Origin of the sequence: Frigoribacterium sp. CG_9.8, from assembly GCF_015751965.1 — a bacterium.
GTDB lineage: Bacteria > Actinomycetota > Actinomycetes > Actinomycetales > Microbacteriaceae > Lacisediminihabitans.
In genome coordinates this window covers 253,590-267,039 of record NZ_JADOVH010000004.1, presented here as the reverse complement: position 1 = coordinate 267,039, position 13,450 = coordinate 253,590, and the positions used below count along the sequence as shown (strand labels likewise).

General features: G+C 64.0%; 8 protein-coding genes. 6 read left to right on the top strand and 2 right to left on the bottom strand.

Annotation, left to right across the window (positions count from 1 at the left end):
• Window positions 1-12: 12 nt before the first annotated feature.
• From purH to IWX88_RS10530, 4 genes are all read left to right on the top strand, one after another.
• Complete coding sequence (gene purH / locus IWX88_RS10545; RefSeq protein WP_196830076.1) at window positions 13-1,617, top strand: bifunctional phosphoribosylaminoimidazolecarboxamide formyltransferase/IMP cyclohydrolase; 1,605 nt, start codon at window positions 13-15, stop codon at window positions 1,615-1,617.
• 69 nt (window positions 1,618-1,686) lie between these two features.
• Window positions 1,687-2,898, top strand: a complete 1,212-nt coding sequence (ddaH, locus tag IWX88_RS10540) for a dimethylargininase (protein ID WP_196830073.1) — start codon at window positions 1,687-1,689, stop codon at window positions 2,896-2,898.
• Window positions 2,899-3,440: 542 nt separating this feature from the next.
• On the top strand, window positions 3,441-5,159 hold the full coding sequence (locus IWX88_RS10535; RefSeq protein WP_231369188.1) for an ABC transporter ATP-binding protein: 1,719 nt from the start codon (window positions 3,441-3,443) through the stop codon (window positions 5,157-5,159).
• Window positions 5,156-6,970 carry an ABC transporter ATP-binding protein gene (locus IWX88_RS10530; protein WP_196830069.1) on the top strand — a complete coding sequence of 605 codons (1,815 nt, stop codon included), beginning with the start codon at window positions 5,156-5,158 and terminating at the stop codon, window positions 6,968-6,970. Before IWX88_RS10535 ends, IWX88_RS10530 begins: the two co-directional genes overlap by 4 nt.
• Before the next feature lie 254 nt (window positions 6,971-7,224).
• Here the strand turns inward: IWX88_RS10530 and IWX88_RS10525 are convergent, their stop codons facing one another.
• On the bottom strand, window positions 7,225-7,536 hold the full coding sequence (locus IWX88_RS10525; protein WP_196830171.1) for an MGMT family protein: 312 nt from the start codon (window positions 7,534-7,536) through the stop codon (window positions 7,225-7,227).
• A gap of 121 nt (window positions 7,537-7,657) precedes the next feature.
• Window positions 7,658-8,110: a GNAT family N-acetyltransferase gene (locus IWX88_RS10520; RefSeq protein WP_196830067.1), complete on the bottom strand. Its 453-nt coding sequence runs from the start codon at window positions 8,108-8,110 to the stop codon at window positions 7,658-7,660.
• 142 nt (window positions 8,111-8,252) lie between these two features.
• On the opposite strand from IWX88_RS10520, the gene IWX88_RS10515 reads away from it, so the two are divergent.
• Complete coding sequence (locus IWX88_RS10515) at window positions 8,253-9,482, top strand: NADP-dependent isocitrate dehydrogenase (protein ID WP_196830065.1); 1,230 nt, start codon at window positions 8,253-8,255, stop codon at window positions 9,480-9,482.
• A gap of 272 nt (window positions 9,483-9,754) precedes the next feature.
• The gene (locus IWX88_RS10510; protein WP_370568304.1) at window positions 9,755-13,381 is read left to right on the top strand and encodes a S8 family serine peptidase; all 3,627 of its coding nucleotides are present in this window, start codon (window positions 9,755-9,757) and stop codon (window positions 13,379-13,381) included.
• The last annotated feature ends 69 nt before the right edge of the window (window positions 13,382-13,450 follow it).

Genomic DNA, 13,450 nt, shown 5'->3' with positions numbered 1-13,450 from the left:
AAGGGATGCACCATGAGCGCACTGATCCACAGCAGTTCCGACTACCGCACGCGGGACGCCATCCCGATCACCCGTGCCCTCATCTCGGTGAGCGATAAGACCGACCTGCTGCACCTCGCCGCGGCGCTCGCCGCCGCCGAGGTTGAGATCGTCTCCACCGGATCCACCGCGAAGACCATCGCGGATGCCGGATACCCGGTCACCGAGGTCGCGAGCGTCACCGGATTCCAGGAGACCCTCGACGGACGCGTGAAGACACTGCATCCGGCCATCCACGCTGGCATCTTGGCCGACCTGCGGCTGGCACGCCATGAGGAGCAGCTCGCAGCCCTCGGCATCCGTCCGTTCGAGCTCGTCGTGGTGAACCTCTATCCCTTCGTCGAGACGGTCGCCTCCGGGGCAGACGGCGACGGAGCGATCGAGCAGATTGATATCGGCGGACCGGCGATGGTGCGCGCGGCGGCCAAGAATCACGCGAATGTCGCGATCGTGGTCTCGCCGCACAGCTATGCCCAGGTGATCAAGGCGGTGACTCTCGGTGGCACTACGCTCGCCCAGCGCCAGCGGCTCGCGGGCGAGGCCTTCGCGCACACCGCCGCCTACGACACGGCCGTCGCTGGCTTCTTTGCTGCGAACATCGGCATTCGGGCCGAGCATCCGCGCGAAGAGGCAGACAGCTTCACCGTGACCGCGTCGCTCAAGAACGTACTGCGCTATGGCGAGAACTCGCACCAGGATGCATCGCTTTACGTCACCGAGCACGGTGCGGGAATCGCCCAGGCCATCCAGCTCGGCGGCAAGGAGATGTCGTATAACAACTACGTCGACGCGGATGCCGCGCTCCGCACCGCTTACGACTTCCGTGAGCCAGCCGTCGCCATCATCAAACACGCCCAGCCCTGCGGAATCGCGGTCGCCCGCGGCGCCGGCGACCCCATCGCATCCGCCCACCAGCGTGCCCATGACTGCGACCCGGTCTCGGCCTATGGCGGGGTGATTGCGGCGAACCGCACGGTCACGCTGGAGATGGCCCAGACGGTCAAGGACATTTTCACCGAGGTTGTGGTCGCCCCCGACTTCGAGCCCCAGGCCCTCGAACTACTGAAAACCAAGAAGAACCTGCGCCTGCTCAAACTGCCCGACAATTACACGCGCGAGCCTCTTGAGTTCACGCAGATCAGTGGTGGACTCCTCGTGCAGCAGCCGGATGTGTTCGATGAGTTCTCGAGCGACGGTTGGACCCTGATGGCGGGCTCCGAAGCGGATGACGCCACCCGCGCCGACCTCGAATTCGCCTGGCGCGCGGTGCGCGCGGTCAAGTCAAATGCGATCCTGCTTGCGGATGACGGGGCTTCGGTCGGTGTCGGTATGGGCCAGGTCAACCGCGTCGACTCGTGTCAACTCGCTGTCTCGCGGGCGGGCGATCGTGCGGCCGGGTCCGTTGCGGCATCCGACGCCTTCTTCCCGTTTGCCGACGGACTACAGATTCTGCTCGATGCCGGGGTGCGCGCGGTGGTACAGCCCGGTGGCTCTATCCGCGATGCCGATGTGATCGAAGCGGCGAAGGCCGCGGGTGTGACCATGTATTTCACCGCGGAGCGTCACTTCTATCACTAGCCCTGCGGGTCTCGACTACCGGCGGTGGCACAGCCGATCCATAATCGGCATCCAATAGAGTCTTCTCCCATGACTGTCTCGAGCCCCCGCGCTTCTTTCCTCCGACGATTCACCGGGGCGGTCGTTTCCGCACTCGCGGTCTCGCTGATCGCTTTGGCCGCGGTATCGCTGTTGTTCTTCGGAGGCAACCCGGCTACTCTCGCGCAGCTGGTCGATTTCTTCCTTGGATCGTGCCTCATCGTGTTCGTCGTACTCACCGTCTTCGCACTGATCGGCATCTATCGACACTGGTATCTGCGACTCGTCGGAGGCGTCATTGCGGGGGTTGTTGGTGCCATCGTTGGCTCGGCACTCACTCTGGTCACCGGTGGCTCCTCCCTCAGCGGAGCCGCCTTCGGCCAGTTGTTCTCCACCCTCAGCGGTCCTAACCTGCCGTTCCTGCTCGCCACGATTGTCGGCACGGTGACTGCCGGTTCCGCCATTTGGCACCACCTGGTGGGCCGGCAAGCGGATGCCTCCCCGCGCCGCACCGCGATCGTGCGCCCCCCGGCCCAATCCCTTGCCGACGGCCAGCTCACCCACATCGAGCGTGTCCCTGTCGATGTCGAGCGCGCCAACACGCAGTGGGACGAGTACGTCGCACTGCTGTCCAACGCCGGGTGGGACATCGTGGAAGTGCCGATCGCGACCGGGCAACCCGACTCCGTGTTCGTAGAGGACACCATGGTGATCTTCGGAGACGTCGCCATCATCGGCAGCCCCGGGGCCGAGTCTCGCGAGGGTGAGATCGTCGAGGCGGAGCGCACCGTCACAGAGCTCGGACTCACCGTGCGTCACATCGAGACGCCTGGCACCCTCGACGGCGGCGATGTATTGAAGGTCGGACGCACGGTCTTCGTGGGCCGCGGTGGTCGCACCAATGCGGAGGGCATCCGCCAGTTGCGTTCCCTCGTCACACCGCTCGGCTACACGGTGGTCGCCGTGCCGGTGACGAAGGCATTGCACCTCAAGAGCGCCGTCACCGCGCTGCCGGATGGCACGGTCATCGGCTACCCACCGCTCGTCGACGACCCTTCCGTGTTCGGTCGCTACCTCGCGGTTCCCGAGGCTGAGGGTGTCGCCGTCGTCGTGCTTGCGGATGACACGGTGCTCATGTCGTCGGCGGCACCACAGTCTGCTGCACTTATCGCCGACCTCGGCTATCGCGTGCTCACAGTCGACATCAGCGAATTCGAGAAGCTCGAGGGCTGTGTCACTTGCCTGTCGGTGCGGGTGCGCTGAATCTTTTTCGAGTGGCGCCGATTGCGCACGGAGGCGCTCGACGGCTCCTTCGGTGTGGATCCTGAGCCGGATTCATCAAAAGCCTTGCGGCCCGGGAGTGTGCTGGCATATCCTGTAGGGCTGTCCGGTCCTCCCCTACAAGGGGTCGATTCGTGGCCACACTGGTGAAGACACAACTGTTCCGGAGGACACCATGACCATCACTTATCTCGCAACTGCAGGCGCGACGCATGGTCCCGTTCTCCCGTTCCGCACCTTTATCGGAACCCGGTAACCATCGGGGCCGTCGGGATCCCCCGGCCGTCCCTCGCGATTCACCATCTGCCGTTCCGCGGACCGTGCTGCGTCCGCGGTCGTCATCCACACCTCCCACATGTTTGTTACCGGCCATCACCGAAACGGTGCGCGCCACCCAATCCGCAAGGAATCCTGTGTCTGCAGACAACTCCAACCGCTCCGCTCCCGCTCCAGAGGCCCCCGCAGTAAAACGTCAAGGCACCTTCGCCTCGATCGCGCGTATCTACCCCTGGGCGAAGCCGGCAATGCCGCGTATCTACCTCGGCATGGTGTCGGCACTCATCGCTGCTCTCGTGGCGTTGCTCATTCCGCAGGTGCTCCGTTCCCTGGTCGACGGCCCACTGCAAGACGGTGACTCGAGCCAGATCTGGTGGCCGGTCGCCGCGGTGCTCGGTCTCGGAGTGCTCGAAGCGGTGATGATCTGGTTCCGTCGCTGGTTCGTCTTGCAGCCAGGCACACATGTCGAAGCGGATCTGCGCAATTCCCTCTATATGCAGCTCCAGGACCTTCCGGTTAATTTCCACGATCGGTGGGCGAGTGGCCAGCTCCTTTCCCGCGCCGTTAGCGATCTCAATCTGGTGCGCCGCTGGTTCTCCTTCGGTGTCGTCCTGCTTGTTGTCAACACATTGACGATACTCATCGGCTTTGTTTTTCTGCTGTCGATCAGCTGGATCCTCGGTGTCGTGTTCGTGGTCTCGTCGATCCCGCTCTGGATTTACGGCTACCTCTTCGAGCAGAAGTACTCTGTGGTTGCGCGTCGGAGCCAAGACCAGGCCGGTGACCTGGCGACCGCCGTCGAAGAGTCGGTGCATGGCATCCGGGTGCTGAAGGCCTTCGGTAGAGGCCAGCACGCGCTGAAAAACTTCTCCTCGCGGGCAGAAGACCTGCGCGGCACCGAGATCGAGAAGGCCAAAGCCATTGCGGGCATCTGGCTCTGGCTTTTGATGGTTCCGGATGTCACCTTCGGACTCTGTCTGCTCTCGGGTGTCTGGCTCGCTGGAGCCGGCGAGATTTCGGTCGGCCAGCTGGTGGCGTTCTTCGCGACCGCCACCGTGCTGCGTTTTCCGGTGGAGTCGATCGGCTTCCTGCTCTCGATGACCTTCGACACGCGCACCGCAGTCGACCGATTCTTCGAGGTGATGGATGCGAAGAACACGATCGTCGATCCGGAGCACCCCAAGACGATCGAACAGCCAGAGGGGCGCCTGGTGTTCGACGGCGTGCACTTCCGGTACGCCGACTCGCCAAGCCAGTATGACGACCTGCTTGACGGCATCGACCTCGAACTCGAGCCTGGCGAGACCATGGCGATCGTCGGGCTCACCGGCTCTGGCAAGTCCACTCTCACCGCGTTGACTACCCGGCTTTACGATGTGACCGGGGGTGCCATCCGACTGGATGGTGTCGACATTCGCGATCTTGCCCGCCTCGACCTGCGCACGCACATTGCCATGGCGTTTGAGGACGCGACGCTGTTCTCGGCGTCGGTGCGCGATAACGTGATGCTCGGACGTCCGGAGGGATCGAATGCCGAACTCGCCGAGGCGCTCGATATCGCGCAGGCTGATTTTGTTTACGACCTGCCGCTTGGCATCGACACCATGGTGGGGGAGGAGGGGCTGAGCCTCTCCGGGGGCCAGCGCCAGCGTCTCGCGCTCGCCCGCGCGGTGGCGGCGCGGCCTGACGTGCTCGTGCTTGACGATCCGCTGTCCGCGCTCGACGTCGATACCGAGGCTCTCGTCGAAGCGGCGCTGCGCCGGGTGCTCGCCTCGACCACTGCGCTCATCGTGGCGCATCGCCCCTCCACAGTGATGCTCGCAGACCGGGTTGCACTGCTCGAACGCGGCCGCATCACTGCGGTCGGTCGGCACAGCGAACTGCTGGAGTCGAGCGACCACTACCGGTTCGTGATCTCGAGCTTCGAAGACGAAGAAAAACGAGAAGCAGAGGAAGTGAACGCATGAGCGCCGCCAATATCACCGGCGTCGAGGGCGAAGAGCGCAACGACTTCACCAAGGCGGAAAGTCGCCAGATCCGGGATCGCTCGCTGCGGCTGCTCAATTCGCTGTTGCGGCCGCTGTGGGCGCGCGTCACCGTCACGATCATCGTTGTGGTCATCTCGACCGCGGCGCAGGTCGCCGGCCCCGCGCTGATCGCGTTCGGCATCGATGCGGGTCTTCCCGCTCTCGTAGAGCAGGACTGGGTGCCGCTCGGCTTTGCGGTCGGCGCCTACCTTTTCACGGGAGTCATCGGTGCCGTGCTCATCGCCTGGTACACCGTGCTCACGGCGCGGATCAGTCAGGCGATCCTCATCGACCTGCGCAAACGGGTGTTCCTGCACACGCAGCGACTGAGCCTCGAATTTCACGAGCGCTACACCTCGGGTCGCATCATCGCGCGCCAGACCAGCGACCTTGATGCCATCCGCGAGCTGCTCGATTCGGGAATCAATCAGCTGATCCAGGGTGGTCTGTACATGGTGTTCATTGCCGTGGCGCTGTTCTCGATCGACTGGGTGAGCGGCGTCGTGCTGTTCGGATCACTCGTGCCGCTCGGCTTCCTGATCCGTTGGTTCCAAGTGCGCTCGCAGAAGGCGTTCCGTGAGACACGCACGGCATCCGCGCGCCTGATCGTGCAGTTCGTGGAGACGATGACCGGAATCCGTGCGGTGAAGGCGTTTCGCAAGGAGAAGCGCAACGAGAGTGAGTTCGCGGGTCTTGTGGAGGATTATCGTCTCTCTAACCTGCGAACGATCAAGCTCTTCGGAGTACTCGACCCCGGCCTCGTGCTCATCGGCAATGTCGCGCTCGCGGTGGTGCTGCTCGTCGGAGGTCTGCGGGTAGCGGAGGGGGGTCTTGCCATCGGCGTGCTGCTCGCGGCGCTGCTCTACACGCGGTCGTTCTTCGCGCCAGCGCAGGAGATGGCGATGTTCTACAACTCCTACCAGTCGGCGACGGCGGCGCTGGAGAAAATCTCCGGCGTGCTCGAGGAGCGGCCGAGCGTGCCGGATCCCACACATCCGATCGACCTGTGGAAAGCGACCGGCGAACTCAGGTTCGAAGGCGTCGAGTTCGCCTACACGGCGGACCGGGTGATCCTGCCGAGCTTCGACCTCGATATTCCGTCCGGGCAGACCATCGCGCTCGTCGGCTCCACGGGTGCGGGTAAGTCGACCCTCGCGAAGCTCATCTCGCGGTTTTACGACCCCTCGCGTGGCGTCGTCTCGCTCGACGGAATCGATCTGCGCCGGCTGCATCCCAAAGATCTGCGGCGCGCGATCGTGATGGTCACTCAGGAGGCGTATCTGTTCTCCGGCTCGGTGGCAGACAACATCGCGCTCGGGAAGCCGGATGCGACGCCGGAGCAGATTCGCGCGGCCGCACAGGCCGTCGGAGCCCACGAGTTCATCCAGTCACTTCCGAATGGGTACGACACCGATGTGAACAAGCGGGGAGGACGCGTCTCAGCCGGCCAGCGCCAACTGGTCTCGTTCGCGCGCGCATTCCTCGCCGACCCGGTCGTGCTGATCCTCGACGAGGCCACCGCATCCCTCGACATCCCGAGCGAGAGGCTGGTACAGGAGGGGCTGCAGACGCTGCTTGCCGACCGCACTGCCATCATCATCGCGCACCGCCTCTCGACGGTGGCGATTGCCGACCGTGTGCTGGTGATGGAGCACGGCATCATCGTGGAGGATGGAACGCCGCGTGACCTCATCGCGGGAACGGGTCGCTTCGCGAAGCTGCACGCGGCGTGGCGGGATTCGCTGGTGTGACGCTGGCTTTGGCTCGAGGTTCGTGGCTCATGGCACGTGGTTCTTGACTGGGACACCTGCCTCCCAGTCACGCTCAGTTCCGAAAGCCTGTCCCCCCGGAGCAGCCGCTGCATCTCCGCATGCGGGCCGCGGAATGTGGGGTCCGGGTGCCTGATAGCGGATTCCCGGAGCACACGCCGCGAGCGAGACCCCAGTTGCCGGCGTGGCGCCCCCATCTCCGCTCTCCGCAACGGCGCGCAGCCGGCGGCGCCCCGCTACGGGAACCAGCGGGCGGCTGGGAGATCCACCCGGAATACACCGGATGCCGACCGAATCAGCGGCGTACTCTCCGCTCGGAATTGCTCGAGTGCCTGCGACTCGTGGTCGACCGCGGGGTGGCCACTCGCGCGAATGACCCGCCACCACGGGAGCTCCGATCCGTAGTGGGCGAGAGTCTGGCCAACCGCCCGAGCCGCGTGTGATCCGACGGCCGCGGCGACATCGCCGTAGGTCACCACCCGGCCGGGAGGGATGGCCTCGACCACCGCGAGCACGCGGGAGACAAAATCATCCGACGCCTCGACTATGGTCGGTATTCCGGGGGTCGGGGAGTGGGACGCTCGGTCGCTGAGGTGCGACCCTGGATACCGGGAAGCACCACCGTGACGATGCGCACGATGGATCCAGCTACCGCTGTCAGGAACCGGATCACAGCCCCAGGGCGCCGATCTTCTCGCCGTACTGCGTCTCGCCAACGACGACGAAGCCGGTGTGGAGGAAGAACTGCCCCGGTCCTTCTTCGCCCTCTTCCCAGATGGCGGTGATGCGACTGTATCCGCGCTGCCTGGCCTCCTCAGCGAGTGCCCAAATGGCGAATCGCCCGACTCCGGTGCCCTGCGCATCTGCAGCGACGGTGACCCGCCAGATGCAGCTGCGGAACTCTTCCCGGGTCGCCTCCGGATCGAAGTTGCCCCGGATGAATCCGACCACGGTGTCGCCGTCGAGCACGACCCTTGGCCACGATGTCACCGGGCTCAGGTACGCATCCGCGATCGCGTAGGACGGGGGAGTGACGAACTGCTCCTGCCCGCGTCGAAGGGTGAGGCTGTTGGCGGCAACGATCGTTTTCGCCGACAACTCTTCCAGTCTCAGATCAACCATGAGCACAGGCTAACCCCCGGCACCGATTCGGGGGTAGTCACAGGCGTCGCAAGTCTGAAAAGTATCTCGATGTCGAGATACTTCGGGAAACCGGTAAGCTGTTATACCGAACACAGAATGCCCGCTGTATAAGGAGAATCGGTTGCCCAAGAGCCAGGTCGAAAAGATCAAGGTAGTAGGAACTGTCGTCGAACTCGACGGCGATGAGATGACACGCATCATCTGGCAGAAGATCAAGGACACGCTGATCCACCCCTACCTCGACATCAACCTCGAGTACTACGATCTCGGCATCGAGCACCGCGACGCGACTGACGACCAGGTCACTATCGATGCCGGCTACGCCATCCAGAAGCACGGCGTCGGTGTGAAGTGCGCGACAATCACCCCCGACGAGGCACGGGTCGAGGAATTCGGTCTGAAGAAGATGTGGAAGTCGCCGAACGGCACGATCCGCAACATCCTCGGCGGAGTGATCTTCCGGGAGCCGATCATCATCTCGAACATCCCCCGGCTTGTCCCGGGATGGAATAAGCCGATCATCATCGGGCGCCATGCCTTCGGCGACCAGTACAAGGCCACAGACTTCCGCTTTCACGGCAAAGGCAAGCTCACGGTCGAATTCACTCCCGAGGATGGCTCCGCACCCCTCAAGTTCGAGGTGTACGACGCGCCAGGTGACGGCGTCGCCCAGGTGCAATACAACCTGGACGATTCGATCCGCGACTTCGCACGGTCGAGCCTGAACTATGGCTTGACCCGCAACTACCCGGTGTATCTCTCGACGAAGAACACCATCCTCAAGGCCTACGACGGCCGGTTCAAAGACATCTTCGAAGAGGTCTTCGAGGCCGAATTCAAAGAAAAATTCGATGCAGCCGGTCTCACCTACGAGCACCGCCTGATCGACGACATGGTGGCATCCGCAATGAAGTGGGAGGGCGGCTACGTCTGGGCCTGCAAGAACTACGACGGCGACGTGCAGTCCGATACCGTCGCCCAGGGCTTTGGCTCGCTTGGACTCATGACCTCGGTGCTCTCGGTGCCAGACGGATCGGTCGTCGAGGCCGAAGCCGCTCACGGGACCGTCACGCGTCACTACCGCATGCACCAGCAGGGCAAGCCGACTTCGACTAATCCGATCGCCTCGATCTACGCCTGGACCCGCGGCCTCTCGCACCGTGCCACTCTCGACAACACCCCGGAACTCGCCCAGTTTGCGGAGACCCTCGAGGATGTCGTGATCAAGTCGGTGGAGGCCGGTCACATGACGAAGGACCTCGCGCTTCTCGTCGGCCCGGACCAGAAATGGGAAACCACCGAAGAGTTCCTCGACACGCTCGCCAAGAACCTGGCGGACCGCCTGGCTTAGCCCACCGACTCGTCTTTCCGAGCGCACGGATGCCTGATGGCGCCCGTGCGCTCGTTTTCGTGGAGCCGCCCGTCTCGCGGGCGTGCTCGAGTGGAAAAAATAACGGGAAAAAGTGTCCCCCAATCGCTTCGAACCCGAGCGGATGGGGGACATTCTCGTTACGGAACCATAACGGCAAACCCCCGAGCGGGGGTAGAACTCTAAGTTGAGACAATCACGCGCAGTTCTCGACTGCCCGGCAGAGATCCACCTTCTACGAAAAGGACCTATCTGTGAGCGTTCGGAAAGCACTGTATATTCGGAAGGCGCTTGGCGTTCGGAAGGCCTTGGCGGCTGTGGGGGTCGCTGGCCTGATGGCGACCTCCCTCGTCGCAGGCACCGCAGTCAGCGCCTCCGCTGTCCCCACTGGTATCGGTGGCCAGAACCAGACCACCTTTACGCCGGGACGGTACATCGTGACCCTGGCCGATCCGGCCGTGGCGACCTATCGCGGTGGCGTCAATGGATACGCACCGACGAAGCCCGACGACGGCGCACAGCTCAATGCCAGAGGCTCGGCGGCGAAGACCTACTCCGAATACCTGGCGACTAAGCAGAAGGATGTCGCGAACACCGCCACTGTGAAGATCGACCAGTCATACACGCTGGCTCTCAACGCCTTCTCTGCCACTCTCTCGGTGAAGCAGCTCGCCGCGCTTTCCTCAGATCGGCGGGTCGCTTCGCTGGCACCGGACGAGCTCAAGCGTGTGACGGCAACACCATCGACTTCGTTCCTCGGTCTCGATGGAACCGATGGCGTGTGGAACAAGATCGGGGGCCTCGACAAGGCGGGCAAGGGCATCGTGCTCGGTGATCTCGATACCGGAATCGCTCCCGAGAATCCGTCCTTCGCTGGCTCGGCGCTCGGAACGACAGCGGGTGCTGATCCCTATCTCAACGGCACCACCACGACTTTTGTTAAGGCGGACGGAGCTACCTTCACCGGAACCTGCCAGGCCGGTGAACAGTTCACCGCGTCCGACTGCTCCACCAAGATCATCAGCGCCAGGTACTTCCTCTCCGGGTTCGGTGCAGACAGGGTCGGAAACGCGACGACGGGCGAGTACGTCTCTCCCCGTGATGGCGACGGTCACGGATCACATACCGCGAGCACCGCGGCCGGGAACGCGCGAGTTCCCGCCTCGGTCAGCGGCACGAGCTACGGCACGATTTCCGGTGTCGCCCCGGCAGCCAAGATCGCCGTCTACAAGGTGTGTTGGTCTGGCCCGGATCCGTCGACGAGCACGGATGATGGCTGCGCCACGTCAGACCTGCTGGCCGGAATCGACCAGGCCGTCAAGGATGGCGTCGATGTGATCAATTACTCGATCGGCGGCGGAGCGGCCCAAACCACGGTCTCTCCCACCGACCAGGCGTTCTTGGGCGCGGCGGCAGCAGGGGTGTTCGTCTCAGCCTCCGCCGGAAACTCCGGACCCGCGGCATCCACCCTCGACAACGCATCGCCCTGGATCACCACCGTCGCGGCCAGCACCATCCCGAGCTATGAAGCAACTGTCACACTCGGCGACGGAGCAAAGTTCGGCGGGGCATCCGTCTCCGTCGACCGCACCGCGGGGGCGACTGCCCTCTCCGGACCGCTCGTAACCGCCGCGAGCGTCGCACTGGCCGGGGCCACGACACCCAACCTCTGCGTCACGAACTCGCTTGATCCGGCGAAAGCCGCCGGCCAGATCGTGGTCTGCGAACGCGGATCCAATGCTCGCGTTGACAAATCAGCCGAGGTAAAGCGCGCGGGTGGTCTCGGCATGGTGCTGGTCAATGTCGTACCGGGGTCAACCGACCTCGACGCGCACACCGTGCCGACCGTACATCTGGATTCGCAATATCACGACCGGGTTCTCACCTATGCGGCAACTTCGGGAGCGACAGTGACCTTCACCCCGGATAACACCGCCGGTGACACTCCCCCCACTCCAATCGTTGCGGGCTTCTCCTCGCGCGGCCCGGTGCTCGCTGATGGAAGCGACATCATCAAACCAGATATCTCCGCTCCCGGTGTGGCGATCATCGCCGACGGTGCTAACGCTGCCGGTGAGGCTCCGACCTTCCAGTTCCTCTCCGGAACCTCGATGGCCGCACCGCACATCTCCGGTCTCGGCCTGCTCTACCTCGGCGTTCACCCGAGCGCGACGCCGTCGGAGATCAAGTCAGCACTGATGACGACCGCCTACGACACCAAGGACGGCACCGGTAAGGCGGTAACCGATCCATTCACTCAGGGAGCCGGCCACGCCGACCCGACGAAGTATTTCGCGCCCGGCCTGCTTTACCTCAACGGCCTCGATGACTGGTACGGCTACATTCAGGGGGCCGGGTACGACGTGGGGGTCAACCCGATCGATCCGAGTAATCTCAACCTGGCCTCGATCGCTATCGGCTCCCTCACCGGCTCGGAAAAGATCACCCGAACGGTGACATCGACGCAGGCTGGCACCTTCACCGCGGCAGCTGCCGTGGCAGGTATCAACGCCGTCGTGTCCCCGTCGACGCTCACCTTCGGGGCGGCCGGTGAGTCACAGAGCTTCACGGTCACCTTTACTCGCACGACCGCACCGCTCGACGCCTTCGCTACGGGTTCCCTCACCTGGACCAGTGGCTCGACGTCAGTTCGCAGTCCGATCGCAATCCAGCCCGTGGCAATAGTGGCGCCGGCTTCCGCCAGCGGCACCGGCACCTACGGATCGGTCGACGTGACCGTGACGCCGGGAGGGGATGGAGATATCCCCCTCACCACTACCGGTCTCACCGCGGGAACTCTGCAGCCCGACCCCACCGCGGGTGGCGCGCCGGAACATTCGGGGTCGACCGCCTCTGGCACCACCTTCGAATACACGGTGGAGGTGCCAGCCGGATCCCCTTACGCACGCTTCGATCTCGACACCACCGACAACGCGGCCGATTTGGACCTTCTGGTCTACCAGCTTGACGCCGCGGGCACTCCGGTCGCAGCGTTCCAGTCGGCCACCGGTTCGGCCGATGAGCGGGTGAACCTCGTTGCTCCGGATGCCGGTAGCTATCGTGCCGAAGTGACCGTCTATGCGGCGCCCGCACCGACTACCTTCGACCTGCGCACCTATACGGTGGCGAAGAAGGGCGCGGCGCTCACCCTCACGCCGCCGGTGCTGCAAGGCAAGCAGGGGGAGCCGTCGACCTACACGGCCGCCTGGTCGAGCCTTGCTCCTTACTCGAACTATCTCGGGCTCGTGAACTATGGAGACAACGGTGCCTACACCGTCGTTACTGTGGTGACACAGGCCGATATCAAGCCGGGCACCCCGCTGAACACCGCTCCACCAACGATCACCGGCACTCCTGAGGTGGGCCAGAAACTCATCGCGACGCCCGGAACGTGGGATGTGTCAGGTTTGCGCTTCTCCTACCGGTGGCAGGCGGACGGAGTGGACATCCCCGGCGCGATGCGGGCGGACTATCGTGTTGCAACCGCGGATCAGGGCAAAGCCCTCACTGTGGTGGTGACGGCAACAAAGAATGCGCTGCCACCGGGCACGGCCACCTCGGCAGCCGTCACCGTGAAGTTCACCTCGGCCACCAGCCTTTCGCTCAGTCGTTCGGCGGTGTTCTCGTGGCAGCAGACGCGGGCCACGGTGACAGTGACATCCGGCGCTGCAGTGCTTCCGGCAGGCCAGGTCGAGATCACCGTCAACGAGCGGTCTGTTGCCGTGTTCCCGGTCGCGGCCGGGTCCTCTGGCGTGGTGACGTACGAGCTGCCGAAGCAGGGCAGAGGCCAATACACGGTGCGGGCAGCCTTCGTGCCGACCGCGGTCGACACCGTTGCCGGTTCGATGAGCCCGCCGAAGCGGTACGTCGTCATGTTCTAGCAGTTCCGCCTCGTCCACCTCCCGGTTTTCTCACCACCCCTGTGTTCGAACAGGGTGACGGTGAGAAAA